The following is a 26,821-nucleotide window of genomic DNA, read 5'->3' as shown; positions in this document are numbered from 1 at the left end:
GTCAACGCTACTTTAGATTGACCACTTTTTGCTACTTTAAAATGTCCAGTTTTTGCTAATTTTCCTGTTGGGTTTCTATTCCAGGCGCCTGGATAATATCAGTCGTTTTTATAGGCAACATGCCTGCTTTGCGTTTATTTTTGAGTCGATAGCTTTCTCCTTTAATATTCAATGTGGTTGAATGATGTAAAAGCCTGTCTAAAATCGCAGTTGCTAAAATGTGATCACCGAATACGTCCCCCCAATCAGTAAAACTTTTATTTGATGTGAGAATGATGCTCGCCTTTTCATAACGACGGCTCAATAACCTGAAAAATAGGCTAGCTTCTTCGCGATTCATCGGTAAATACCCGATTTCATCCAGTATTAATACCCTGGCATAGCACAGTTGCTGAAGTTGGCGTTCCAGACGGTTTTCTTGCTTTGCCTTCATTAAGGTACAGCAGAGTCTATCCAGAGGCATAAACAATACCCGATGCCCAGCTGTAGCTGCCTTGACAGCCAGCGCTATCGCCAAATGCGTTTTCCCTACCCCAGGTGGGCCTAACAAAATGACGTTTTCATGATGTTCGACAAACCTCAGCCCCGCCAGCTCGCGGATAATTTTCCTGTCTATACTTGGTTGGAAAGTAAAGTCAAATTGCTCCAAGGTTTTTATCCACGGCAAACGTGCTTGTTTTAACCGCGATTCCAAGCCTTTTTGGTGACGCCCGTTCCATTCCTGGGCTAATGCCTGCTGGAGAAATTCACGGTAGTTCAGTGCTTTCTTGGTGGCTTCTTCACATAAACTCTCCAACGCATCGCCCAGGTAATCCATTTTTAACCGTATCAACAAGTTTTCCATTTCCATCAGAGTAGCTCCTCATACACACTGAGCGAACGAGACGCTACTCGATTGACCTGTTGCCAAAGGGCTTGATGATGTTCTGGCACCTTTTGCCAGCCCTGCGTTACCTCCTGCAAGAGATGCGTCGCGAGCAGTTGCTCATCGCCGTAAATACGTAGCGTATTATCTAAACCGATACGAATATTAACCGCACGACCACACCAGAATGAAGGCACGCTATAGCGATTACCTCTGACATCGATATAGCTGTCCCATGCCACTTGTCGTAGGTCGAAGTAGCTGGTATCGAAATCAGTCGCAGGGAGTGGCATCAAGGCTATTTTTTCCTCAGCAAAACGATTTTCCGGTGTCTGCTTGAATTGACGAAGATGACGCTGGTCTGCCACTTTCGCCAGCCACATCGCTAGCAGTTGATTAACATGAGCGAAACTCTCAAACTGACGGTAGCGAGTGAAAAAATTGTGTTTAACATAGCCCACCATCCGTTCGGTTTTGCCTTTCGTTTGCGGTCGATAAGGCTTACAGGCGCGAGGGCTAAACCCATAGTGATTAGCCAGTTGCAGGAAGCCCGCATTGAACTCGATGTGGCCATTTTGTCCATGTTTGATAACAGCGGCTTTTTGGTTATCTACCAAGACATTTTTTACGCTGCCACCGAAGTAATTGAAGCTGCGAACCAGCGATTCATACGTGTGCTCAGCATCTTGCTTAGGGGCAGCAAAGACATGAAAGCGACGCGAAAAACCGAGCGTATTAACGGCAAAATTAACCGTACAGGCAGAGCCTGCCACCTCAACGATGATTTCTCCCCAATCGTGTTGAAGTTGATAACCGGGGAGGGTTTCAAAGCGTACCGTGTTTTTCGAGGCCCTGAGCGGACGTTTGGGATGTATATAACGTCGGAGCATCGCACTCCCACCCCGGTAGCCTTTTTCACGGATTTCCTCAAAAATAACCGCCGCATTCCAAACCTGTTCACTCAACCTTGAATCGATGTAGTCTTTAAAGGGCTCGAGTTTAGCAACCTGTTTTTTACCGCGTTTTGCTGTTGGCGGCGCAGGATAGCTAATGTGCCGTCTCACCGTTTTTTCTGAACACCCTATCTGATGGGCAATATCAACAATAAATGCCCCCTGTTGATGGCGTTGTTTTATCATGTAGTGGTCCTCTCTTCTTAGCATGCTTATTTCCCTCATGGCTTTGTCACCACAAAGGAAACTGCATTCTGGCTTGAGTGGACAAATTAAATTAGCAATTTACGGTCTTTTATCATTAGCGCTGACACATGCACCCAGTTCAACTAAAAACCGGCAAAATGGCCGCGATCCTGAAATGAAAGCCACCCGTAAAGGCAATCAGTGTTACTTTGGTATGAAAGCGCATATTGGTGTGGATGCACAGACGGGTCTGGTGCATTCCCTGGTAGGAACCTCGGCGAATGTAGCCGAGGTAACGCAAGTTCATCACCTTCTTCATGGCCAAGAAGAGGTTGTCCATGGTGATGCCGGTTATAAAGGCGTGATGCGACGCAGTGAACATCAACATCGTGCGGTCATCTGGCACATCCCCCGACGGAGGGTATTGGCCTTGCCCGGGCAGGAGCAGCAGGTATGGGAGAAACATCGGCATCGGCAAAGTCTTATTGCGAAAATCCGGGCTAAGGTTGAACATCCCTTTCGGGTGTTAAAATGTCAGTTCAACTTTAGAAAAGTGCGCTACAAGGGCTTGGCAAAAAATACCGCGCAGTTATTCAGCTTATTTGCTTTGACCAATCTCTTTCTCGCTAGAAAAATCCTGCTCTGTAACCCCTGATTTTCCATTGATACTGAAAAAAAGTGTATCCGCCGTCTCTTATACCGTAAAAAAAGAGTGCATTGATTTTCTTTTTTATTACATGACTTTAAGAATTAACGCTATTAGCTCAAAATATAGCATTCATTTCGGTTTTTCAGGGCTTCCCTATGGCATAAGCGGTATAAATTGATTTAAAATAAAGGTGCAGAAAACAAGGTATGGATATCACATTGGCGCTTTCTGCGAAGGGCTTTCGCTTGAGCCCATTTATGCTCAATGGTGTTCATATCAGGAGAATAAGTAAGAAGATATTCGAGAATAAAGCCGGCTTTCTGTATAGCAGACTGGATGTCTTGGCGCTTATGGAAACTAACATTATCCATGACAAGAACCGCGCCTGTAGGGGATTTTGGCAATAAATCTTGGGTAATCCAGGCGTAAAAAATATCGCTGTTGATATGGCAATCGAAGGTACAAACGGTGGTTAATTTTCCATTAAGCTGGGCACCAATAACGTTAGTACTGCATATTATCATCAAGAAGATCACTGAATAACCCCCTGTGTCAGCATAGTTGTCGCCTGTTAATATTAAGGAGAACACCATGCCGGCAAACCCCGTGCCTATCAATATCAAGCAACAAGGGTTGCTCTGGCTTCAACCTCCGTATAATTGGTCTCACCGGCAAATAGCGAAGAAGCTAGACGTGAGCCCTTCGGTTGTTTCAAGATGGAGAAACGAGTTAATGAGTGATGGCCTGTTATGTGAAGATGAGCAGTTTTTAAAGAATAACGAAGGTTGGTCGCCCGAACAGCGTTTTGCGGTGGTCATTGAAAGCGCAGTGATGTCTGAAATTGAGCTGGCCGAATACTGTCGGCACAAAGGATTGTTTGTTGAACAGGTAAAGGAATGGCGAACGGCTTCGCTCCGGGCTCATGAGCCGAAAGCCTTGAATAATCATAAAGTTGATAAAGTCGTCAAAGAATACAGACAAAAGATCCGTGAACTTGAAAAAGAACTCACCAGAAAAGAAAAGGCGCTGGCGGAAACCGCAGCGCTACTGGTATTAAGGGAAAAGTTCAATGCCCTCTGGGACAACAGCGAGGACGTCTAATACCTCTCCCGGAGCGGCTTAATATAGTTGATATGCTTAGGAATGCGATGAAACAGGGGGCTCGTAAGGCGCAAGCCTGCCAGGTCATTGGGATTTCAGTCAGAACACTGCAACGCTGGCGCAACAATTGTCACAACGCTCCCCTGGCCGACAAACGGTCAACGGCCGTTCGCAATGCCCCCAGCAACAAATTGTCTGATGCTGAACGACAGCGGATCATGGAAATCTGTAACTCACCAGAGTTTTCAAGTTTCCCTCCGAATGTCATCGTTCCGACGCTGGCTGATAGGGGAATTTATATCGCCTCTGAGTCTACGTTTTATCGCGTGCTCAAAGCGAACAAACTGTTAACACCTAGACGTCGAGAGAGAAGTTATAAACGTCCAGGCGCACAAAAAACGACAGCACCGAATCAGGTATGGTCCTGGGATAGTAGTTATTTGCCAACACCTATAAAAGGTCGGCATCTTTACCTCTACATGATGATGGACATTTTCAGTCGGAAAATTGTGGGGGCAGACGTTTTTGAACAAGAATCCGGCGAACAGGCTGCAGAGCTACTGCAACGATGCATCTGGAAAGAAAAATGCGCGGGCAAAAAAATCATTCTTCATTCAGATAATGGTGGCCCCATGCGTAGTTATACCCTGTTGGCGAAAATGTACGATCTGGGGGGAATCAGTTCATATTCTCGCCCACGAGTCAGCAATGATAACCCTTATTCCGAATCCTTGTTTCGAACGGTGAAATATTGTCCCCAGTGGCCAGCCGAGGGGTTTACTTTACTCAATGATGCCAGAGCCTGGGTAGCTCAGTTTGTGAACGGGTACAACCTTGAACATAAACACAGTGGTATCAAGTACGTTACTCCAGATGAACGTCATAGGGAGGCAGATAAAGAAATATTAGCTAAGTAGTGTCGTCACGTAATAAAAAATATATTATCATGTAACAAATAACGACAACTGTTGAGATGATTCAATAATGAAAGATGATTCGGGAATGAATTTAGCCCATCGCCGCCACGATATATCCGATCATGTTTGGAGCCTATTGGAAGCTCATCTCCCGGGGAGAAAAGGCACTTGGGGTGGCATAGCCAGAGATAACAGGCAGTTTATTAATGCTGTTTTCTGGATATTGAGAACCGGCGCTCCCTGGCGTGATTTACCGCCTGATTATGGCGGTTGGAAAAATACTCATCGCCGGTTTTGCCGCTGGCGTGACAAGGGGCTATGGGAGTCTCTGCTCGAAGCGCTGATTGTGGAGCCAGATTTTGAATGGCTGATGATTGATGCCACTCATAGCAAAGTTCACCCTCATGCAGCAGGCGCAAAAGGCGGTAATCAGGATATGGAGCGCACAAAAGGGGGCTCAACAGTAAGATACATCTGGCCGTGGATGCGCATGGTATGCCGGTCAGAATTTTTATTACATCAGGTACCACAGCAGATTGTCAGCAAGCAACGAATTTAACCAAAGGTATTGCAGCAGAATATCTGTTGGCTGACAAGGGCTATGACAGTGATAACATCATTAAAAAAGCAGAAGAAGCCGGCATGCAAATCGTAATACCACCTAAAAAGAATCGTAAAATTCAACGTGAGTACGATAAAGCGCTCTACAAGCATCGACATCTCGTGGAAAATGCTTTTCTGCACCTAAAGCGCTGGCGAGGTATTGCTACTCGTTATGCAAAAAATACCTCCTCTTTTCTCGCTGCTGTACAAATACGATGCCTTGCTCTATGGCTCAAGATCTCATGACGACACTATATAATACCACCTAAAAAGAATCGTAAAATTCAACGTGAGTACGATAAAGCGCTCTACAAGCATCGACATCTCGTGGAAAATGCTTTTCTGCACCTAAAGCGCTGGCGAGGTATTGCTACTCGTTATGCAAAAAATACCTCCTCTTTTCTCGCTGCTGTACAAATACGATGCCTTGCTCTATGGCTCAAGATCTCATGACGACACTATATAAACGGAAAGCCATCTATGAATTAGCTCGAGCTAAAAAACCCGAACGTTGGAGCAAAGGCTGTCGTAACTGGAATTTTATTCATGAAGTGATGCTGAATCCGGAAGTAAGTGCTGCATAAAACAGTTTCAAGCGACAACTACATTGACAAACACCGGTTATTGAGTGATCTTCTTGATGATAATATGCAGTAACGCACTTTTCTAAAGTTGAACTGGCATTTTAATACACGGAAGGGGTGTTCTACTTTAGCCCGGATTTTCGCGTTGAGACTTTGCTGATGCCGATGTTTTTCCCATACCTGCTGCTCCTGCCCGGGCAAGGCCAATACCCTCCGTCGGGGGATGTGCCAGGTGACCACGCGATGTTGATGTTCGCGGCGTCGCATCACGCCTTTATAACCGGCATCACCATGAACAACCTCTTCTTGGCCGTGAAGAAGGTGATGAACTTGCGTCACATCGACTACATTCGCCGAGGTTCCCACCAGGGAATGCACCAGCCCCGTCTGTGCATCCACGCCAATATGCGCTTTCATGCCAAAGTAGCACTGATTACCTTTACGGGTGGCTTTCATGTCTGGCTCACGAGTATTTTGCCGGTTTTGAGTTGAACTGGGCGCATGAATAATCGTAGCATCGACAATGCTACCCCGTTTGATAAATAGCTGAAGCGAAGCTAAATGCGTATTAACTTCTTCAAACAGCGCTTCGCTTAAATGATGTTTTTCCAACCAATGACGAAAATGCAGGATAGTGGGATCGGAGGGAATGGCATCGACACATACCCCCGCAAATTGACGTAATAAGGGGATGTCGTATAACGCTTCTTCCATCGATAAATCAGCATAATTAAACCCATTCTGTAAAAAATAAATCCGCAGCATCACTTCTAACGGTTTCGCCGGTCTGCCGCCTTTAGAGCTTGCCTTCGGATAATGACGACTGAGTTTGGCCAGAATCTTTTCCCAGGGAACTATCCTATTCATTTGCGTTTAAAAGTCGCCTCGTCTCGTCGATTTCGTTTTCATTTCACTATTAACCTAAAAAAATTATTGCTAACAGAATAGGCTACTTTTAGCGGTTTTTCAGGGTTTCCATAGAAGAGAACCCGAAACTGGCGGCCACCTTGATGAAAGTGGCGGTGGGACTGACGGTGATTACAGCAGGTGTAGCGGCGCTCGCCTTATCGCTGGCGGCGGTGTTAGCCCCGCTGGCGGTATTAAAACTCACTTTTTCCCTGCTGGGAATCAGTCTGTTACCGGCGTTATCTCAGGGTTTTAGCAAAATCGGTCAACTGATTGCGGGGTTAGCACGTTATTTTTCCCAGCTGGGAGTAAGGCTGTTACCGGTGTTATCTCAAGGTTTAAGCAAAACCGGCCAATTGATTGCGGGGTTAGCGCGCGCCTCGCTCCCCTTACTGACAACCGGTCTACGTGTGATGGGATGACGCCGATAGGACTGGCCATAGCCCAGAAAGTACCGGTAAAACAAGAAAAACCCGCACTCCAATTAGGTTTGCGGGTTTTTTGTTGCCTGTTTCTTTCGGTGTGGCATGGTTATACTCTGTTTTTTAGGGGTTAGTACATTTTCGGGCTTTTCGCCTGATATTCCCGCCCGTATTGGAGCGAGGGTTTACGGCGAATTTTGCTAAAAAAATTCATAACCAGTTGATTGAATACGCGCCCCAAAATTAGTGTCGTGCTCTGAAATTTCATATATCTTCAAGCTGGATATTACGAGTTTCACGAGCAAATAGATAAACGATAGAACCGATAAAAAAAATAAACGCGAATATCAGGAAGGGGACTAACACTACATCTTCAGACAGCTTTTCGCTACCGATGATAGCACCTAAAAAAATCGGGCCAATAATTTTAGCGGTGGCTCCTACTCCATAACCCAGCCCAAGACAGGTTGAGCGGATATGATTAGGGAACATTTCTCCACCAAATACATTGATAATACTAAATGCGCCATCGCCAAACATCATAGCTATAAAGATCCCAACAAAGAAAATCCAGCCCGAAGAGGCAATATTCAGACTGAAAAAATGCATGATTGTCGTGATCTGCATAGAGAGCGCGGCAATCGTACATCCTAGAGCACCAATCAAACCGCAGACAAAGAGTGTCCAACGTCTCCCAAGATAATCGGAGACCCATGCCGACAGTAATCGACCGACTAAGTCTCCTAAAGAAAGTATCATGAATAAATTCGCAACCATATGAATACTAAAGTGGAAGGATTTATTTAGTAATACCTGTCCCCATGATTGAATAACGAAACTTCCGAAGATAAAACAAAATGAACCAATAGCAACAATAGTAAGTTGTTTTGGATAGTCCTTGATAATCTTTAGATAAGACGGTTTGGGAGTGGATACATATTCAGGTAAATGCCCCACTTTAGTTACCGGAATATTCATCGCCCAAGCATAGGCTTCGCGGGCATTCTGAAAACGTCCTTTTGATACTAAATATCGCGGTGATTCTGGGATAAATTTTGTCCAAGCCAGCAAGACAACTGGAATACAACCAATCATCAAAAGGCCGCGCCAGCCAAGCGGTTCAGCGAGATAAAGTGTTGTGAGGGATCCAAGAAATAGCCCTAATGGTATGAACGCTGAAGTAAGACCAGCAAATAGACCTCGCTTTTTGGATGGCACAAATTCTTGCACATAAGGCACAGAAGTAACATTAAGCCCGCCAACCGCGATGCCAACGCAAATGCGCATGATCGACAAAAAGACCCAGCCATTTGCAGGCGTTAAGGCAGACAGTCCAGTAAATATAACAAGCATCAAAATACATGAGATAAATGACTTTTTTCGACCATATTTATCAGCGAGCCAACCCCAAGCAATTGCGCCAATGACGGTTCCAAGTCCCGCTCCTGCGAGGATAAAACCAGACTGTATTGCGTTCAATGACCACTGTTGGTCTTGCATCAGCAAGGTAATGACAAAACCGACCAAAAACAAATCAAAGAATTCGAGAATATTTCCCATAATGACCATGCATATCAAGGATTTTTGATTTTTTGTTAGAGGGGCTAAATCGAGTTGTTGTATAGATGTGATATCTACTTTTACTGATTGCATATAGTTGATTCCATATAAATGGATGTTATGTCCCGATGACATACAACTGGTTACGGGTTTTTTTAAGGCGGTCGAATTTGTCTTTAAGCCAATGTCAGCAATGGTTTGCACAAAAATAAGAGAGTATAAAAAAGTGCGAGGCAATTCTATCCCGCTAATCCAGTGCTTTCATCTGTCTTTTCTCCCATATGCCCATCGATTTTCAGATCTGAATACTCGCTCTCTTAGCTCACCATGAAATTGTGTTTGGAGTAGATCATGAGCATCTTGAGATGCATTAAAATAGTGTCAATTATTCTATCGTCAATTGAGAATGATTTGGATGATTACCCCGCACTTTTTATGCTCTCCTACTTCAAATCACCCGATTTTCAAATCGAGAAATAAAGATGGGCAGAGATGAAATGAACGGTGATGATATCGCTCGATTAGTGCAGATGATCCCTTCATGCCCTTCGTCTGAGCGGGAAACTACGCTATCTGTGAATCTGAGTTTATTCACCCGTGACCAAAATTTAGGGGAAAATCTGTTGTCATCACACTAATGGATCATAGTCTGATCCCTCTTATGGCCAAACCAGTTTAATTTGATTTTGTGTTGTCGTCGCTTGCTGTACTATTTGTACTGTCTGCGCTCCTCTGCCTTGAATCAAATTAAACTGATTCGGCCATGGCACTGTTAACAAAGTGTATTCATTTAACTTATTGAAATAATTATAATTTAAATACATTCAAAATAAACGGTTCCTCTTTAAAAAAACAGATGAATCGATTTTTTATGGCAGCGATCGGCGAATTCTCTCAATGATGAAGCCGATCACAAAAAGTATTATTTTTATCTCATCATTATTTTATGTGTCCTAAATATTTTTATAAATTCTTTGTTATTCAATAATTTAACTTTGTTAACAGTGCCATATCAGGGATTTGGGTTAATTGATTTAACCCAAACTCCAAGAGAATGTTGAATTATGATCGATACTCGAAAAATAAGTTACCAGCCGAAAGGTCTTCCGCAATCCGAGCTGTTGTCATCACACCCTTTGTCTCGAATACGCTCCATACGTCTATCTCTTCTTGAATTACCTTTATCATCAACAGAATATATTGGGTAAGAGCCAACCATTACTGGTTTTTTATCCTGATGTGCATCGTAATCATATGGAGCGCAAGATATAAGGCTGACTGGCAGTAGTAGCAGGAGTAGCAAGCGCAAAACATCACCTTATTAGCTCTTAATTTAATAGAGCTTAGACACTAACACATTCATAGAGAAAGCTAAATGGAGAGCATAAAAAGTGTGGGGTAATCATCCAAATCATTCTCAATTGACGATAGAATAATTGACACACACTGAACATTGCTAACGAGGAAACGGAAGATGGTCTGGTTTTGCATGGGCGTTGCTATTTTATTATTTCGTTGATGATTTATGTCACAAAATAAAAATCAACTCTCTCTGTCGCCGCTAATACCATCTAGGTTTTCGCTCCATGGCTTTTCAAACCCAACTATGATTTGTAATAATTTTCCGTATGAATAATGGGCTAGAATCATGTTAGTTAGTAAAATAGACAGTAAAATTAATTTTCTATTCATAATATTCAATATATCCTAATCTAGGAAAGGCGTTTTATTTTATACTGAGCAAATAGCGGTTTTCTGGCTTTCTTTATTTTCTTTTCATTTCGCGTGGCCGCTACTATTTTATCTTTTAACGCGCATTTTCTCGCTCTATTTTGTCGGTTACTCATCACGACGCCCTCCTTTAATATCGGTCATAGCCAGTCAACCCCACTCAATCACTACTCTCTTTTTTCTGTGACACCGATTTCAGATATAGATGAAAATTTTCGTAAGTGATCTTCTAGCCTCAATTCAGATTCACATTTTTTGCTTCTTTTAGATTTAAGTGCGCTGATAGTTAATAAACTATTTGCGGTGGCTGATATTTTAACAGTGACCATTGTCCCTGTCTCGGTTGCCTCAATATTTACTTTCACTCTCCCATCCTTAAAGTTCACTCATGTATTTTTAGTTTATATTTATACATGCCGATTCCATTATTAACAGATATAAAATTTCATAAAAATTATTTTTTAGTATTTCATCTCTGGCCTTCATTATTTACACACAATTAATAGTGTTTAATTAAGTAAGCCATAATTATGATTTACTCATACCCTGCTGTGATACAACAGTACTACTTACATACATTATTATTAGAGTGAATTTTACTCTTGCTAAAATATAAAATAAATAATGTTCCTATTCTCAATATTTCATCATTCATAATGAAAAACATTTAACTATCTGTGTATTAACAAGCTTCTTTTGGCAAAAAATACTATTATCGTATAGTGTAAAAATTTTATACTTATATTAATAATTTTTTATATGATCGAGCAAAAAGACCTGAATAGTTCTGATCAAAATTTCGATGATTGCCAGTTAGGATTATTCCGAATACCGGTTATTGACGAAAATAGTCTCATTACAATTAAGAGGTAAATATGTGTTTTAGTGACAAACCTAATGAACAGGAAGAAAAATTTATCATAGATCAACTCTGGGAGCATAACGCGCAGTATAATGCCGTAGACATTCGGTCTTTAGTTGTCACGAGGAAAAGCGATAAAGGTAAAATTATCGCCGGATTAATAGCTAGAACGTGGTAGGGAGGTCTTGAAATCCAGTATCTATGGGTAGATAAACACCACCGTAAGAAGGGTTTTGGTAAGCAATTAATGGAGAAAGCAGAGAAAGAAGCCGCCAATCGTGGTTGTCATTTTGCTTATGTCGACACTTTTAGCTTCCAAGCGCAGGGGTTTTATCACAAACGGGGATACCGTGAGTACGGGGAACTATCAGGTTTTGTGCACAAATATACCCGCTATTTTTTATCCAAAAAACTACCACCTCAGCTAACACCCACAGCATAATACAATATATTTAGTCAAATTAATGGTGATGAACTACCTCATGGTCTCGCCGTTTTTTGAACGCTTCATGAAATGAAGAGAACACCTTTAGAAATAAGTTCAGCAGGAATGTATTTATCAAAACCGGTATGTTTGCAATATGCTATAAATTGATGTAATGAATTAACTCCTACTTTTTGATATATGATGAGCAGTCGATTTTCTACTGTCCGATGAGATAGTTCAAGTTTTTTGGCTATTTCCTTGCAGCATAATCTATTTACTGCAAAAAAAATTAACCTCAATTCTGATTTTGTAAATAGATCATTAGGAGGTTCTAGTATTAATACAGATGGAGAACGTTTATCAATAAATTCCAATGGAGATAAAAAGTTAAATTTCCTGGCATGCCAAACCGTCGCTACGCACTGTTTATCTTTATTGTAGACTGGAAATTTTTCACAAAAATAAGGCTGAATGGATTCTCCATTATTCCAAAAATGGGTTTCAATAATACTGACACTTCTTCCAGTCTTTTCAGCACGTCTATCGTGGTCTTGTAATTCTGGCGCTAATTCCGCCCAGGGGACAGGACATTCATGATCCAATTTCCCTTCAATATTAAAGTTAGAGGGTATACCTGTGAAATTTAAGGCAGCCTGATTCATGTGCAGATGCTGTGATTGTAAATTTTTTATTCCCCAAGCTTCATTAAAACTATCTATAGAAAAAATAAGAGAATTGAGCTGTTCTGTGGAAATTTCTGGCATTTTTTTTCAAAATTGCATCCATATTTAATTTTAGTAATAAGTAAAATTATTATTTCTATACTAACACTGACTTATTATTTTTTAATATAATAGAACACAATTACCTTGTATTTTATTATCATATAAAATACTATAAAATTAATTTATATTAATAATAATTATTTTTTTAAAAGAGATTAAGAAAAAATGAATAAAAATATTATTAATGACAATAATTATACTGTTAGCCGTGTACCTACAACGATGAGATTTCCTTTTATCAGCGTAACGTTAGTTTACATGGGTATGCTGACCGCATTAGATCAATTTATGCTAGGCGCGATATTAGGACATTCCATGACACTAAGCCATGCCTTTTTATCTATTTTTCTTGGCAGTCTCATTTTCGGATTTGTTACTATCGGGCTTGGATTTGCGGGGATGCGTGAAGGATTATCAAGCAGCTTATTAGCACGTTGGTGTGGTTTTGGCCGCTTGGGCTCAGTATTTGTAGGCATGGTGATTGCAGTGAGTTTGTTAGGCTGGTTCGGTGTGCAAAATGCTGTTTTCGCACAGGGTCTCAAATACCCTCTCTACGCCTCTGATCGGGTGGCCTGCGATTGTCTCTTCGATTTTAGGGAGTGCGGTCGGACTGGCTCTCGATTGGGGTGTTCCATCACTTAACTCCTTGCTTGTTGCCAGCATTCTTTATTGGATTATAAATATCGTTAGCTGCAAAATTTGTCGTATCCGGCCTTAAACAAATAATATATTCAAAGTTTGGCAAAAAAGGTTAAAAGATAGTTCTTGGTCTTCATTTCAATATTTTTTCTGTATTAAACAGCCTGCTCTCACCCTATTTTCAGTTCTGTAGACTTTTCGTGATAAGAACTCATGTTAGTAATATCACCTATCCATTGAATACCAGCGAATTTTTAATAAAAATAGGCGGATCATAATCACAGAACGTAACGTATTAAGGCGCTGTTTTTCAAGCTAGTTGTCTCCAGGGTATAATGAAAGATGATTTTTTTGAGTGGTTTTTTACGACTATGATCTTTTCTTTTACAAATTGACACTGGCTAATGCTATCGTATTGGCAGCACTTTTACCGATGCTGATCTCTGGCGCACCGTGGCGACGCAGAGTAAGTTTTGAAAATTTATCCAGCTATATACCCTTTCCTAATCTAATATATTCATAAGCTGCTGGAAATTCTTTAGGGTTCTTAATTATATGATCTTTAATGCTTTTTAATAATTCTGATTCTTCGCTATTTTTCTTGTTCACTGTTGCGTAGATGTCGCCATTTACGGATCCTGCATAGTATTTTATAACCGAAAGTTTTGAAGCGTCTGATTGTGATGTCATTGCACGGAGGGGCTTATCAGTTCGTTCAGAATGATCTACTTTTAAATCAGTAATTTCTGCATATATGGGTTCATCATACAGCCTGTTAGTTTTGTTATTAAATTTTTCAGCTAGCGGTTTTTGTATGTTTCTTTTAATACTGCTCATTGATCTAGCAAAGTCATAGATCCATTCATTTTCCGTTCCTATTGTCTTTGTTAGATCCATACCCTCAATGGAGTCCAGAGAGGAACGTTGCAGGGCATAATAATCAAAACATTTCATTTGCAACGTAATCCACTCCTGAGCTAGACGTTGATCAAGCTCCATTTTTTGTTTTGTTCGTTTACTGAGTAAATGTAGATATAACCTGTCCTGATTTGGCGAAGAAATCCCTTCCAGTTTATCTAGAGCAATATTGTAAGCCACCTTAGCTAAGGCGGCATCAACGCCCTCACGAGAAACGTTACTGGTGTCTAAAAACTCACTGTTATTGGTTAATTTTCTTGCAGAAAAAGCATGAACATCCTTTTCAAAATTCCCATACACCAACTTGCGTTCATCCATTGCATCTTTTATAGAAAAGGTAAAGGTGTAAGTATCATCTTCGTTTTCTGTGACAGACGCTTGAAATCTATCCTGAAAACCAGGATAGATCATTTCTTTAAGTTGGTAAAAAGAAGTTATTGTTTTCAATGCTGATTCAGTATTCGGTTCATGATCATTATGCGTCAAATCATAAATCTTCTTCAGTGCTTTACTTTTTTTATTCCTACAAACCCAGTCCTTAATTTTGCCCCAGACCCCCATTTTTATAGCATCTTCTTTCGAAGAACCATAAATAGCACGTTTGAGTCTTTTTTCACTAATAACGATGTTAAATGGCAGGTAAGTTGCGCCTTGAATAATCAGTGACATAATATTTACCCTCTACAATGCTAGATAATTGTAAATATAATGTTAAAAAATAATTAATGCAATAATTAATTGAATCCATTAATGCCTTAGCGCCTATATCATTTTTGTTGCGAACATAGCCCCCGCCAATACCCACAATTATGGATTTACCTGGTTTGGGGAACGCTGCCCAATCTTGAGGGCAACCTGAAAGATAATCAGGCTTTTCAGCCAACTCTGCTTCTCGCCGTTTTGCCACATGACATAACTAAATACCAGAAAGACTGAATTATTGGTACAGGGTGAATGTTGAATAACATGTTGATAGTGACCATGTCTATGCTGGGAACGGTAGCCATAATTAGGAGAACTTGCTGTTCTACGGTAATCTGTCATTAAGATTTCAATACGTGTGAAGAAATCTTATTAACCACAGCATTCCATCCAACGGGTAACACCATTAACTTTGATAATGAAGCCATTTTTTTATAACTGAGCAGAACTCGCACCACACAATTTGCGGAAGACCCAAAATTCGATTGCTGTTGACAGACCAACTGGCGTTATTACTTACCGATCATAAGCGGCGGGTTATATTCATACTCATGGCAAGGCAGAGGAATCTGGATGCACAACTCAACCCCATTAATCACCACGATAGTTGGCGGCCTGGTAGTCGCCTTTTTCTTAGGAACACTGGCTCATCGCCTACGCATTTCACCTCTGGTAGGGTACCTTACCGCAGGGGTTTTGGTTGGACCTTTCACGCCAGGTTTCATTGCTGATCTCTCGTTAGCGCCAGAACTGGCAGATATTGGTGTGATTTTGTTAATGTTTGGCGTTGGGCTCCATTTTTCTCTTAACGATCTCCTGGCAGTAAAATCTATCGCCATTCCCGGAGCCATCGCTCAAATTATTGTCGCTACCCTGTTGGGGATTGGTCTATCGCATTTATTAGGTTGGGATCATGTGACGGGGCTGGTATTCGGCTTATGTTTATCGACAGCCAGCACAGTAGTCTTACTACGCGCTTTGGAAGAACGGCAACTGATTGATAGCCAACGTGGGCAAATAGCTATTGGTTGGTTAATCGTAGAAGATTTGGTTATGGTGCTAACGTTAGTACTACTGCCCGCTTTTTCCGGTGTCTTAGGGAACGAAAATAGCAGTACTCAGCAATTGTTTACCGAATTGGCTATTACTATCGGTAAGGTCATCGCTTTCATCACATTAATGATTGTTGTTGGCCGCCGCCTGGTTCCTTGGATCTTGGCTAAAACTGCGTGCACTGGCTCACGTGAACTGTTCACACTGGCTGTGTTGGTGCTTGCGCTAGGAATTGCCTATGGTGCAGTAGGCCTGTTTGATGTCTCCTTCGCGTTGGGTGCCTTCTTTGCTGGTATGGTATTGAATGAATCTGAACTTAGCCACCGAGCCGCTCAGGATACCTTACCGCTACGTGATGCCTTCGCAGTATTATTTTTTGTCTCCGTTGGCATGCTACTTGACCCGGTAATCTTAGTGCGTGAACCCTTAGCGATTATTGCTGCGTTGAGTATTATCATATTTGGAAAATCAATTGTAGCATTTATACTTGTTCGTTTATTTGGTCACTCAAAACGCACAGCTCTAACGATTTCGGCGAGTTTAGCGCAAATTGGTGAGTTCGCATTTATTTTAGCGGGATTAGGGGTCTCTCTCGGTTTATTGTCTGAATATGGTCGAAATCTGGTACTGGCCAGTTCGATCCTTTCCATTATGCTCAATCCACTACTCTTTAGTCTATTTGAGCGTTATTTGCGTAATATGGAAACAGCGAAAGACCAAACTTTAGAGGAGACCGTTGAAGAAAAAAAAACAGATTTCCCTTAACTTATGCAACCATTCTGTATTAGTGGGTTATGCTCTCCTATTTTCACCAATAACCCCTATTCGGAACCATTCTAACTGGCAATCATCGAAATTTTGATCAGAACTATTCAGCTCTTTTTGAACGCTCATATAAAAAATTATTAATACAAGTATAAAATTTTTACATTATACGATAATAGTATTTTTTGCCGAAATTTAAAGCTTATTAATACACAGATAATTAAATGTTTTTCATTAATGCTATGTGAGGATGAAATATTGAGAATAGGAAAATCATTTATTTTCTATTTGTGAAAGAGTAAAATTCACTCTAATAATAATGAATGTAGATAGTATTGTGTATCACAACAAGGCATGAGTAAATCATAATTATGGCTTTTAATTAAGCACTATTAATTGTGTGTAAATAATGAAGGCCAGAGATGCAATCCTAAAAAATAATTTTTATGAAATTTTATATCTGTTAATAATGGAATCGGCATGTATAAATATAAACTAAAAATACAGAAGTGAACTTTAAGGAATGGAAGAGTGAAAATGGAAGAGTGAAAGTAGATGCAACTGAGACGGGGACAATGATCATTGTTAAAATATCAGCCACCGCAAATAGTTTATTAACTATCAGCGCACTTAAATCTAAAAGAAGCAAAAAATATAAATTGAGGCTAGAAGATTATTTACGAAAATTTTCATCTAAAGAGAGTAGTGATGAAATAGTTATTATTTCTATTCTATATCTCATGAAACGATAATATTTTCATCAGGAAAAACCATTCTTTTTTATTGAGAGATGAGAGAGTTGATTTTTATTTTATGACACAAATCATCAACGAAATAATAAAATTGTTAATATTGCAGAGTCATTTTTGTTTAAAAACACGCATTTCTGAATAAAGGATGCCAGCAACCAGCCTATTCGCAATTTAAACGTCAGTTTTAAACGTGACGATGAAGCGGGCACCAGGCTAAGTGCCGTCACGGAGAATAAGGGGGTTTACAGCGCCACCCTAACAGGTAACGATACCAAAGCGGTGACGATTACCCCGCACGTCGGAGGTCAGGCCGTTATGGGGAAGAATATGAAGAAAGTCGTAACATTGTTGAAAGCGAAACGCTTTGCGCCGGTTGTTCCCAACCACTATGACTTTACTGTTTCAACAAATGAAATTATTGCCGACGGTCAGGATGAGGCGGCCTTAACCTTTACCGCCAGGGATGCCAGCAATCAGCCTCTGCGCAATTTAAAGGTCAGCTTTAACCGTGACGATGAAGCCGGCATCACGTTGAGTGACATCACGGAAGAAAAGGGCGTCTACCGCGCCAAGTTGAAAGCGGTGAAAGGTACCCTTGCCAAAGCGGTGACGATCACCCCATATATCGATGGTCAGGCCGTTGTGGGGAACAACATGGAGAAGGTCGTGACGATCACTGTTACCGCGAGAACCATCACACCTGATCTTCACTTTGCAAATGCGCAGCAGAGTATCATCTATACCAAAAACTTTACTCGTTCACAGGAGGTAATAATAAAAAACTCATAACGCAATTGTTCATTTCTCACAAAATCATCAATCCTACTGAAGACAGCAGAAGAGTTGATTATAATGATCGTGATTATTGGCTCACTTCTAGTGGTGTAGTAGGTTATGAAGGTACATTAGCCCGGTATGCTGTAAAAGAAGAATGTATGTATACTCATAAAGGAAGTTTCACGTTGCAAACGACGCTACAATTTGGCGAAAAAGAATATAATATGTTTTATCCATTTACATGGAATGGAGAAATATCGGAGTTGTTCCTTGACGGTAATGATTGAACGCGATGACATAACAAAAACAAATGCTACCTAAACTCCCATAATGAAAGACATCTGAAATGCTTCAAAGATATATTGAAAAAAGAAGAAATTAAAAAATATGCAGTGATTGAATTAGAAAATAAAACAAATAAGATTACCTAAAGGAAGGTGGTTTAGGTATAAAGACAATAACCGCTGAGCCACCAAAATCACCAATACATGAATTAACTACGACTGTAGTATTAGACAAGTTATGTTTTCAAACCGGACTTATGAAAATACGCTTTTCGTCGAAATTTAAATCGCTTGTCAGCCAGAATCTAAACGCAGTAGACCAAGGGACGGCTTGGCTTTCAAACTTAGCATCCGTTTTTTTGTTTGAAAGCTTTTTAACGCTTGCAGACAATACTTTGTTAATGTCGCTTTCCACCGTCATTGGCTTATATTCAGTCATCAGGTAAATCAAGCCGAAAACGATGCTAGTAATTAATAAAGGAATGGTAAGATACGGCGCTAAAATCACTGATGGAAGCGTTACTACGCCAATACCGATAAGTACCGATTTAATTTTTTTAGTAAATTTATGTAAACTTATGGATATCAGTTCACGGTCGAGCTGCTTGATATCTTCTGCTATTGCATCCCGCAGCCTGTTATCTATATTTTGCACCGTATTGTTACTGGCGATGTTGCATTTTAACGTCTCCCAGTTATTAGCTATAGCTCTAATATTTTCTAATCTTGCTTTTACTTTACTGTGCTTTTCTTTCTTAAAAGAAAACTTTGATTTCGATGCTTGTTCTATATCTTTTAAAGCATTATCAATAATCTGACGTGTATCAATTGTATTTTGTATAGTATTGTCTTTATTACCTAAACCACCTTCCTTTAGGTAGTCTTTAGTGTCTTCATCAGAAAAAATTTGGGTCATTCTATAATAAGCCCGTTGCGCATTTTGCAACTCATTAGGATCATCATTGGGATTAGGTTTGTTAAGGTTAGCAAGCGCGTTCTTAATATGAGGTATCTTATTACCGATAAATTGTGTCAATAGAGTTAATTGCTTTATATTTTCATTAACTGATGTCAAATTATCCTCTAAAAATACTAGCTGCAGTTGCGCGTTATTTTCTAACGGCTCTATTTTCATAAAAGCAGCTAATTCAGACTTTTCAAGAAATTTCGCCAAATCCTTAGCCCATGTTCCATCTGCCCTGTGATTTTTCGATAATATAGTAAGTAATTCAGCTATTTCTCTATTATTTTTAGGGAAAACTCTAAAAACAACATTTGTTTTATTTTCTAATTCAATCACTGCATATTTTTTAATTGCTTCTTTTTTCAATATATCTTTGAAGCATTTCAGATGTCTTTCATTATTATTGATATAGTCCTTTAAAAAATCGGCTAATAATCGCTGATTTTCATTTATTTGTTTTACTTCTTCCGTCTGTTCCGTTTTTTCCTGCAAGTACAGGTGATCCGGAAAATCAGACATTCTGCTTAAATAATTAACGGAGCTATCATCGGGGGTTTTACCCTCAATTTTCTTGGTAAATGCTTTAAATAATGGTAAAAAATTACTCTTATTTCTATCGTTTACCTTGTTAACTTGATCATTGAGTTCCGTACATAATTCATTGATAGATGAAATATCTTTTTTAAGTTTAACATTTTTATTCCCTCTATATTTTCCGACCACATCTTCAGTATACATCCTAACTATATCATTAATCAGTTGTTGTTCAGCTGTCATAGAGCCTATCTCTATTGAACTTTCTTTCACTGATTGAAGATCACAAAAGATGTCGATACTATCAGAACAAAAGGTACAAGAATCCATTTTTTTATCTTTAGTTCTAATCTTAACAACCGCTTTTTTAACAGCGCCAGAAAAACTCTTTTTAATACCCTTCCAGGGGGAGGGTTTTTTGATAGGAAGTTCAGAAGCATTTCCAGTTCCTACAAAAAACATCTTTCTTGAATTCCCGCTGGCAGGCACGAACTCACCATTTTTTAATGCCAAAATGCCCATGCTTTTCATGTTAGCTCCTTGGATCACTTATTTAATTTTTGAATAAAAAATTAAATAATAAAATTGTGCTTTAGTTAGGATGGTATAAGAAAAAAAGAAGATAGATATCAATTAATGACGTAATATATTAAAAATATGTTAATAAGAAGTAAATTAATGTTTATGATTGCTCCCCGCTCTATTGGGCGAGGCTTCCCACTTCAGGCGCTGGTACGTCAAGCTTACAACGAAAGCAGAGGCTCAGCAGGCGCAAGCACGATTGCTGCCATGGTATATACCCAATGAATTTCGAGTTACGGCAAGGCGGCAAGGGCGACCGACCGATGAGCGTAGACATACTACGTGATTCGGCGAGCACCCGCAGACAACAAAGCCGTAACTTGAAAGGCGAAGGGTATATCGGCTATATCATGTAAACTGGTTGGAGCAAGTCGGAGTACGTGCTATAAAATTTCGCCTAATCTCTCCGTTTCATTATCAGAGAACAAAACGACAATGTTCACCGTTTACTACTCCAATCAATTAGATATATTAAAAGAACTGATGACGGCACTGATAAAACGTGAGCCGTTAGCGGATCCATTTCAACAAGAAATAATATTAGTACAGAGCCCAGGGATGGCACAGTGGCTACAAATTCAATTAGCACAACAATTCAATATTGCGGCCAATATTCAATTTCCTCTTCCTGCCACATTTATTTGGGATATGTTTATCAAAGTATTACCTGGCATACCGAAAGAAAGTGCTTTTTGCAAAGAGGCAATGAACTGGAAATTGATGTGGTTGTTGCCATATTTACTTAATCGCCCTATTTTTGCCCCGATAAAACAGTATCTAAATGACGATAACAACAAACAAAAAATTCACCAATTATCAAAACGGGTGGCCGATCTGTTCGATCAATATCTGGTTTATCGTCCTCAGTGGTTAAAACAGTGGGAAAACGGACGGCTCATTGATGGATTGACCGATATACAACAATGGCAGGCGCCTTTATGGCAGGAATTGGTAAAATATACCCGTGAGCTTAAACAACCTGAGTGGCATCGCGCTAACCTCTATCAAAATTTTATTCAAAGACTGTATGAAAGTGAAACTTGCCCAGCCGATTTACCGAAACGGGTATTTATCTGCGGTATTTCTGCTTTACCCCCTATTTATTTGCAAGCCTTACAAGCGTTAAGTAAACATATTGATATTCATTTGATGTTTACCAATCCGTGCCGCTATTTTTGGGGTGATATACAAAATTATGCCTTTCTGGCTAAATTACAAAGCCGTCGGCACCGCTCTGCTCACAGATCGCGTCCATCCCCTTCGTTACCGCAGACACCGTCAGACGCCACATTATTTAATGCAGAAGCTGAAAAAAATCTCAGTAATCCGTTACTCGCCTCCTGGGGGCGTTTAGGTCGAGATCACCTCTATTTATTATCACAATTTGACGATATCCAAGAAATACATGCATTTGCTGATGTTGAGCCAGATAACCTACTCCATGCGGTACAACATGATATGTTGGAGCTAGAAGATCATGCTGTTATCGGTACCACAGTGGAAACCCTCAGCCACAGTGATCAAAAACGGTTACTTGATCCACAAGATCGCTCTATTAATATCCATGTTTGTCATAGCCCGCAACGAGAAGTCGAAGTTTTACAGGATCAATTATTGGCATTATTGGCGACAGACCCCAAGCTAACAGTGCGCGATATCATTGTGATGGTAGCAGATATCGACAATTATACGCCTTATATTCAGGCGGTATTTGGCAACGCAACCCATGAGCGTTATTTGCCCTTTGCGATTTCAGATCGTAAATCCAGTCAAGTTCATCCCGTATTACAAGCCTTTATTACCTTACTTGATTTGCCGCAAAGTCGCTTTACTTCAGAGCAAGTATTAATGTTTTTGGAAGTGCAAGCATTAGCTAAAAAATTTGATATCAATGAAGAAGGCTTATGCCGTCTACGTCAATGGGTGAAAGAATCGGGAATACGTTGGGGATTAGATGACGATAACGTGCGGCAACTTTCTTTACCTCCAACCGGTCAGCACACCTGGCGATTTGGATTAACGCGTATGCTACTCGGCTATGCGATGGACAGCAGCGCGGGAGACTGGCAAGGCATACTCCCTTATGACGACTCCAGTGGTTTGGCGGCAGAATTAGTAGGAAAACTCGCAGAAATGCTAATGCAACTCAGCGTATGGCGTGAGCAACTCAGTCATCCTCGTACCCTGGTTGAATGGTCTTGCCTGTGCCGAAAATTACTCGATACGTTCTTCGAATCCAACGATGATAATGAAGAAATTTTGGCTTCGATCGAACAACAGTGGCAAAAAATTATCAGTTATGGCGTTGCTGCAAAATACCCTGACAGTGTCCCTATTACGCTACTAAGAGATGATCTGGTAGCACACTTTGAAAACGAAAGAATAAGCCAACGTTTTTTGGCCGGATCAATTAATTTTTGTACTTTGATGCCTATGCGTTCGATTCCTTTTAACATTGTCTGCTTATTAGGGATGAATGATGGTATTTATCCAAGAACAGTAAAACCATTGGGTTTTGATTTAATGGCCAAGCAAATACAAAAAGGCGATCGTAGCCGTCGAGATGATGATCGTTATTTGTTTCTTGAAGCCTTACTTTCTGCAGGGCAGCAGCTCTATATTAGCTACATTGGTCATTCTATTCAAAACAACAATACCCGTTATCCTTCGGTATTAGTGAGTGAATTACTGGAATATATTGCGCAAAGTTATCGGCTCCCAGGAGACGAAAAAAAATGCGCCGATGAAAGTGCTCAACGTGTCACCGAACATATACTACAAAGGCATACGCGAGAGCCATTTGCCGCCAGCAATTTTTTCATTGGCAGTGAACAACAAAGTTATGCCGCTGAATGGTTGCCAGCGGCACAAGGGCTAGGAAAAGCTTATCCTGATTTCAATCAACCTTTAGCGATAGGCGCCTTAACCGAGTTCACATTGGATGATCTCATCTCTTTTTACCGCCATCCCATCAGAGCTTTTTTTCAATTACGCCTGGGGGTGAATTTTATTATCGAAGAAAGCGAATTATCTGACGAAGAGCCTTTCACCTTAGATAATTTAGCGCGCTATCAATTTAATACGCTGCTTTTGAATGCCTTGATAGAACAAAAAGAGATGGATCAATTTTTTGCGCGATCTAAAGCGGCAGGTATTTTACCTTATGGATCTTTCGGCGAAATATATTGGCAAAATCAGCGAGATGCCCTGATGCCACTGGCACAACAAATTCGCCAAGAAAAAGAACAAGGTTACGATTTTGAATTAGATATTGATGTGGGCAAAGCCAAGCTGGGCGGCCGGATAAATCAAGTTCAAACGGATGGATTACTGCGCTGGCGACCCAGTACATTAACCGCGGTAGATGGGTTATTACTGTGGCTAGAGCATCTTGCCTACTGCTTGGCGGGGGGGCAGGGTGAAAGTCGGATCTATGGTTGTAAAGGAACAAGGTGGCGCTTTGGCGCATTATCTCAGTCTGACGCCCAACAATATTTAAAAGTACTGTGTTCGGGATATCAACAGGGTATGAGCCAACCACTCTTACTATTACACAAAAGTGGTTGGGCATGGTTGCAGCATTGTTTTAACTCAAAAACTGGCGAAATTTGTTGGGATGAGAAAATACAAAATCAAGCCAAAGCCAAGTTATTACAAATGTGGCAGGGTAATATCAACAAAGGAATTTCAGGAGAAGGTGAAAATCCTTATATCCAACGTGTTTTTCGTGCTATGGATGAACAGTATTTGCAAACTATTTTGCAAGAAACAGAACGTTATTTATTACCCTTAGCGCTTCATAATATAGCCGAATCAGTTTAATTTGATTCGAGGCGAAGGGGATATATCACCATTTGCTATGAAATATCCCTTCCTTATCTATACGTTGATAAGTATGAGCGCCAAAATAATCCCGCTGTGCTTGAATGAGATTGGCTGGCAATACTTCCGCACGATAGCTATCGTAGTAGGCTATTGCGGCACAGAGAGTAGGGGTTGGAATACCATTTTGTACTGCGTAGGCCACTACATCTCGTAACGCGGACTGATATTTATCAGTGATATCTTTAAAATAAGGCGCCAGTAGCAGATTCGCGATATCGTTGTTTTCAGCATAAGCCTCAGTGATTTTTTGTAAAAACTGAGCGCGGATAATACAGCCAGCGCGAAAAATACTGGCGATTTCACCGTAGTTTAGCTTCCATTTATGCTCTTCTGCCGCCGCGTTCAGTTGCTGAAATCCCTGTGCATAAGATACGATTTTACCCAGATACAATGCGCGCCGGACTTTTTCAATGAATTCCTCTTTATTGCCATCAACGCGTTTTATTTTTGGACCTGTTAGCACTTTAGCAGCAGCGATTCGCTGCGATTTTAGCGAGGAAAGATAACGGGCAAACACTGATTCCGTGATCAAAGTCAACGGAATACCTAAATCTAAGGCGCTTTGGCTGGTCCATTTGCCGGTACCTTTATTGGCCGCTGCATCAAGTATTTTATCAATCAGATCACTGCCGTCTTCATCTTTTTTAGCAAAGATATGAGCGGTAATTTCGATAAGATAACTTTTTAGCTCTCCTTTGTTCCACTCGCTAAAGGTCTCTGCCAGTTCTGCATTCTTCATGCCTAATGCGTTTTTCAGCAATGAATAGGCTTCCGCAATCAGTTGCATATCGCCATATTCGATACCATTGTGTACCATTTTTACATAATGTCCGGCACCGTCAGCACCGATATAGGTAACACAGGGTTTGTCATCCACTGTAGCGGCAATTTTTTCTAGCAGAGGCGCTACCAATTGATAAGCCTCTTTTTGTCCGCCAGGCATAATCGATGGCCCTTTCAATGCCCCCTCTTCACCACCAGAGACACCAGTGCCAATAAAATGAACACCGAGGCTAGAGAGCTCACTATTACGGCGCATGGTGTCCCGATAATAGGTGTTGCCGCCATCGATCAAAATATCCCCCTTATCTAAATAAGGAACCAATGAGGCAATAGTGTCATCGGTGGGTTTACCCGCTTTTACCATCAGTAAGATGCATCTTGGGGTTGCCAGTGAAGCCACAAATTCTTTGATAGTGTAATGTGGGATCAGATTCTTGCCTGGATTTTCTTCAATGACTTCCTGTGTTGTTTCTCCTGTACGGTTAAAAATGGCGACGGAATAGCCCCGGCTTTCAATATTAAGCGCCAAGTTGCGACCCATTACCGCCATCCCGACGACCCCTACGCCTCCCAATGTTTTCTCTTGTTTCGACATATTTGAAAAATATCCTCTTTAAAACTGCTTTAACCAGGCCAAGAAAGCCTTACCTTCGGTTGGATGATGAATACCATAGCTAACAAACGCCTTCATATAACCGAGCTTATCACCACAATCATGTGATTTACCGCTTATATGAAACGCTTCGACTAATTTTGGATTTTCCTTATCTTTAATCAAGTTAGCGATTGCATCCGTTAATTGTATTTCTCCACCGACCCCATAGGTGATCTTTTTTAATTGCGGCCAAATATCTGCTGAAAAAACATAGCGTCCTACTATCGCTAGATTAGAAGGGGCTTCACCCACGATAGGTTTTTCTACTACATCGAGCATCAGCGCGCTATCGCAGGGTGATAACGTCACCTGATTACAATCGACGATACCGTATTTGGTTACTTCGAGTGCCGGCACAGGCTCCACCATAATTTGGCTACGTCCATTTTCTCTAAATCGTTTCATCATCAATGCTAAATTTTGTAATTTAACCTCTGTGGTAGAGGTATCCAATAACACATCTGGCAGTAAAACGACAAAGGGAGCATCGCCGACTACAGGTTCAGCACATAGTATGGCATGTCCCAAACCTTTCGCTTGTCCTTGGCGTATTTGTATAATAGTGACATCCGACGGGCAAATCTCTTTAATTTCTTTTAATAATTGGCGTTTTACACGTTGCTCTAAAACCGATTCTAATTCAAAAGAAGTATCAAAATGGTTTTCGATAGCATTTTTTGATGAATGACTCACCAGCACGATTTCTTTTATACCGGCGGCGACACATTCATTGACAATATACTGAATTAAGGGTTTATCAACGACTGGCAACATTTCTTTCGGTATTGCCTTAGTTGCAGGCAGCATTCTGGTACCAAGCCCCGCAACCGGGATAACCGCCTTCAATTCTTTGCTCATTTTTTTACCTTGTTTATCACACAATAGCCGGCTTTTTCATCAGAGCAATCTTAATCCGCTGTTAAGATTGAAACAAGCCGTTTGTCTACGCAAGCCGAAATAGCATTTTCGTCATAAAA

20 protein-coding genes and 7 pseudogenes are annotated in these 26,821 nt (G+C 40.7%); 15 read left to right on the top strand and 12 right to left on the bottom strand.

Annotated features, from left to right (window positions below):
• Positions 1-55 precede the first annotated feature (55 nt).
• Positions 56-853, bottom strand: a complete 798-nt coding sequence (gene istB / locus AACL30_RS07610) for an IS21-like element helper ATPase IstB (protein ID WP_339058365.1) — start codon at positions 851-853, stop codon at positions 56-58.
• Entirely contained in the window at positions 850-2,028 is a 1,179-nt protein-coding gene (gene istA, locus AACL30_RS07605; RefSeq protein WP_339056344.1) for an IS21 family transposase, read from the bottom strand. Before istA ends, istB begins: the two co-directional genes overlap by 4 nt.
• Before the next feature lie 100 nt (positions 2,029-2,128).
• On the opposite strand from istA, the pseudogene AACL30_RS07600 reads away from it, so the two are divergent.
• Positions 2,129-2,659 (top strand): annotated as a pseudogene (locus tag AACL30_RS07600) (IS5 family transposase); the annotation flags it as partial.
• 173 nt (positions 2,660-2,832) lie between these two features.
• Here the strand turns inward: AACL30_RS07600 and AACL30_RS07595 are convergent.
• Complete coding sequence (locus AACL30_RS07595) at positions 2,833-3,246, bottom strand: transposase (protein WP_339058229.1); 414 nt, start codon at positions 3,244-3,246, stop codon at positions 2,833-2,835.
• Here AACL30_RS07595 and AACL30_RS07590 point away from each other — a divergent pair.
• From AACL30_RS07590 to AACL30_RS07570, 5 genes and pseudogenes are all read left to right on the top strand, one after another.
• Positions 3,245-3,754 (top strand): helix-turn-helix domain-containing protein, encoded by a 510-nt coding sequence (locus AACL30_RS07590; protein ID WP_339058080.1) that lies wholly within the window; start codon positions 3,245-3,247, stop codon positions 3,752-3,754. The genes AACL30_RS07595 and AACL30_RS07590 overlap by 2 nt on opposite strands.
• Positions 3,755-3,786: 32 nt before the next feature.
• Entirely contained in the window at positions 3,787-4,671 is an 885-nt protein-coding gene (locus AACL30_RS07585; RefSeq protein ID WP_422389583.1) for an IS3 family transposase, read from the top strand.
• Between the two features lie 85 nt (positions 4,672-4,756).
• Positions 4,757-5,520 (top strand): IS5 family transposase gene (locus tag AACL30_RS07580; RefSeq protein ID WP_422389587.1). Its coding sequence is split into 2 segments (ribosomal slippage): positions 4,757-5,117 and positions 5,117-5,520, totalling 765 coding nucleotides; the frame shifts between segments, so codons are not numbered across the junction.
• 36 nt (positions 5,521-5,556) lie between these two features.
• Positions 5,557-5,727: pseudogene (locus tag AACL30_RS07575) on the top strand (IS5/IS1182 family transposase); the annotation flags it as partial.
• Positions 5,709-5,858, top strand: a complete 150-nt coding sequence (locus tag AACL30_RS07570) for a hypothetical protein (protein WP_339058228.1) — start codon at positions 5,709-5,711, stop codon at positions 5,856-5,858. The pseudogene AACL30_RS07575 and the gene AACL30_RS07570, both read left to right, overlap by 19 nt.
• Before the next feature lie 18 nt (positions 5,859-5,876).
• Here AACL30_RS07570 and AACL30_RS07565 read toward each other — a convergent pair whose 3' ends face one another.
• Positions 5,877-6,725, bottom strand: coding sequence for an IS5 family transposase (locus AACL30_RS07565; RefSeq protein ID WP_339058227.1), 849 nt, complete (start codon positions 6,723-6,725; stop codon positions 5,877-5,879).
• 143 nt (positions 6,726-6,868) lie between these two features.
• On the opposite strand from AACL30_RS07565, the gene AACL30_RS07560 reads away from it, so the two are divergent.
• Entirely contained in the window at positions 6,869-7,186 is a 318-nt protein-coding gene (locus AACL30_RS07560) for a hypothetical protein (RefSeq protein ID WP_339058226.1), read from the top strand.
• Between the two features lie 264 nt (positions 7,187-7,450).
• Here AACL30_RS07560 and AACL30_RS07555 read toward each other — a convergent pair whose 3' ends face one another.
• Positions 7,451-8,839 carry an MFS transporter gene (locus tag AACL30_RS07555; RefSeq protein WP_339058225.1) on the bottom strand — a complete coding sequence of 463 codons (1,389 nt, stop codon included), beginning with the start codon at positions 8,837-8,839 and terminating at the stop codon, positions 7,451-7,453.
• Positions 8,840-10,644: 1,805 nt separating this feature from the next.
• Entirely contained in the window at positions 10,645-10,842 is a 198-nt protein-coding gene (locus AACL30_RS07550) for a TraY domain-containing protein (protein WP_339057091.1), read from the bottom strand.
• Positions 10,843-11,352: 510 nt separating this feature from the next.
• Between AACL30_RS07550 and AACL30_RS07545 the strand changes: the two are divergent.
• Positions 11,353-11,781 (top strand): annotated as a pseudogene (locus AACL30_RS07545) (GNAT family N-acetyltransferase).
• 65 nt (positions 11,782-11,846) lie between these two features.
• Here AACL30_RS07545 and AACL30_RS07540 read toward each other — a convergent pair.
• The gene (locus AACL30_RS07540; protein ID WP_339058224.1) at positions 11,847-12,530 is read right to left on the bottom strand and encodes a helix-turn-helix transcriptional regulator; all 684 of its coding nucleotides are present in this window, start codon (positions 12,528-12,530) and stop codon (positions 11,847-11,849) included.
• Positions 12,531-12,716: 186 nt separating this feature from the next.
• Here AACL30_RS07540 and AACL30_RS07535 point away from each other — a divergent pair.
• A pseudogene (locus tag AACL30_RS07535) lies at positions 12,717-13,103 on the top strand (cytosine permease); the annotation flags it as partial.
• A 576-nt stretch (positions 13,104-13,679) separates the two neighbouring features.
• On the opposite strand, the gene AACL30_RS07530 reads toward AACL30_RS07535, so the two are convergent.
• A complete protein-coding gene (locus AACL30_RS07530; RefSeq protein WP_339058223.1) occupies positions 13,680-14,777 on the bottom strand; it encodes a hypothetical protein in 1,098 nt (365 codons plus the stop codon).
• Between the two features lie 97 nt (positions 14,778-14,874).
• Positions 14,875-15,024 (bottom strand): annotated as a pseudogene (locus AACL30_RS07525) (ISKra4 family transposase); the annotation flags it as partial.
• A gap of 359 nt (positions 15,025-15,383) precedes the next feature.
• Here AACL30_RS07525 and ybaL point away from each other — a divergent pair.
• The 3 genes and pseudogenes from ybaL to AACL30_RS07515 all read left to right on the top strand — a co-directional run.
• Positions 15,384-16,659 (top strand): annotated as a pseudogene (gene ybaL, locus AACL30_RS07520) (YbaL family putative K(+) efflux transporter); the annotation flags it as partial.
• A gap of 859 nt (positions 16,660-17,518) precedes the next feature.
• Positions 17,519-17,680: pseudogene (locus AACL30_RS16470) on the top strand (hypothetical protein); the annotation flags it as partial.
• Positions 17,681-17,707: 27 nt separating this feature from the next.
• Positions 17,708-18,169 (top strand): Ig-like domain-containing protein, encoded by a 462-nt coding sequence (locus AACL30_RS07515; protein WP_339058222.1) that lies wholly within the window; start codon positions 17,708-17,710, stop codon positions 18,167-18,169.
• A 516-nt stretch (positions 18,170-18,685) separates the two neighbouring features.
• On the opposite strand, the gene AACL30_RS07510 is transcribed toward AACL30_RS07515, so the two are convergent.
• A complete protein-coding gene (locus AACL30_RS07510; protein ID WP_339058221.1) occupies positions 18,686-20,470 on the bottom strand; it encodes a hypothetical protein in 1,785 nt (594 codons plus the stop codon).
• Between the two features lie 147 nt (positions 20,471-20,617).
• Between AACL30_RS07510 and AACL30_RS07505 the strand changes: the two genes are divergently transcribed.
• The 3 genes from AACL30_RS07505 (at position 20,618) to recC (ending at position 24,343) form a co-directional block, all read left to right on the top strand.
• A complete protein-coding gene (locus tag AACL30_RS07505; protein ID WP_339058220.1) occupies positions 20,618-20,746 on the top strand; it encodes a hypothetical protein in 129 nt (42 codons plus the stop codon).
• The gene (locus AACL30_RS07500) at positions 20,743-20,877 is read left to right on the top strand and encodes a hypothetical protein (RefSeq protein ID WP_339058219.1); all 135 of its coding nucleotides are present in this window, start codon (positions 20,743-20,745) and stop codon (positions 20,875-20,877) included. Before AACL30_RS07505 ends, AACL30_RS07500 begins: the two co-directional genes overlap by 4 nt.
• A gap of 79 nt (positions 20,878-20,956) precedes the next feature.
• Positions 20,957-24,343, top strand: a complete 3,387-nt coding sequence (gene recC / locus AACL30_RS07495) for an exodeoxyribonuclease V subunit gamma (RefSeq protein WP_339058218.1) — start codon at positions 20,957-20,959, stop codon at positions 24,341-24,343.
• Between the two features lie 25 nt (positions 24,344-24,368).
• On the opposite strand, the gene gndA is transcribed toward recC, so the two are convergent.
• A complete protein-coding gene (gndA, locus tag AACL30_RS07490) occupies positions 24,369-25,784 on the bottom strand; it encodes an NADP-dependent phosphogluconate dehydrogenase (RefSeq protein ID WP_339058217.1) in 1,416 nt (471 codons plus the stop codon).
• An 18-nt stretch (positions 25,785-25,802) separates the two neighbouring features.
• The gene (gene galU, locus AACL30_RS07485; protein ID WP_339058216.1) at positions 25,803-26,702 is read right to left on the bottom strand and encodes a UTP--glucose-1-phosphate uridylyltransferase GalU; all 900 of its coding nucleotides are present in this window, start codon (positions 26,700-26,702) and stop codon (positions 25,803-25,805) included.
• Positions 26,703-26,821 lie beyond the last annotated feature (119 nt).

Source organism: Candidatus Regiella endosymbiont of Tuberolachnus salignus, from assembly GCF_964020115.1.
Lineage (GTDB): Bacteria > Pseudomonadota > Gammaproteobacteria > Enterobacterales > Enterobacteriaceae > Regiella > Regiella insecticola.
Note: the sequence above shows the minus strand (reverse complement) of the source record. Positions and strands in the feature narration are given on the sequence as shown.